The organism is Halorubrum sp. SS7, assembly GCF_005435055.1.
Lineage (GTDB): Archaea > Halobacteriota > Halobacteria > Halobacteriales > Haloferacaceae > Halorubrum > Halorubrum salinarum.
Genome location: NZ_SGXV01000277.1, coordinates 1 through 219 on the forward strand (window position 1 = coordinate 1; position 219 = coordinate 219).

Below are 219 nucleotides of genomic sequence, written 5' to 3' on the forward strand. Positions count from 1 at the left end.
CGCCCGGCGTCCCGTGGGACATCTCCAGCTGGCGGTTGATCTCGGAGACCATCGCCGCCGACACCTGCTCGGAGAGCGACTCGCGGATCTCGTCGAGGTGCCGCTGCATCTCGTCTTCCGGGTCGATCTCCATCGCGTCCAGCCCGTCGACGCCGTCGACCGACTCGGGCTCGTCGCCGAACCGCTGGTCGAACACGTCCGACACCGAGTGGGCCGGGT

At 69.4% G+C, this 219-nt stretch carries 1 protein-coding gene; it reads right to left on the bottom strand.

The annotated features are described in order from the left end of the window. On the bottom strand, positions 1 to 219 hold a 219-nt coding region (locus tag EXE44_RS21675), incomplete at both ends, for an ArsA-related P-loop ATPase (protein ID WP_274595391.1).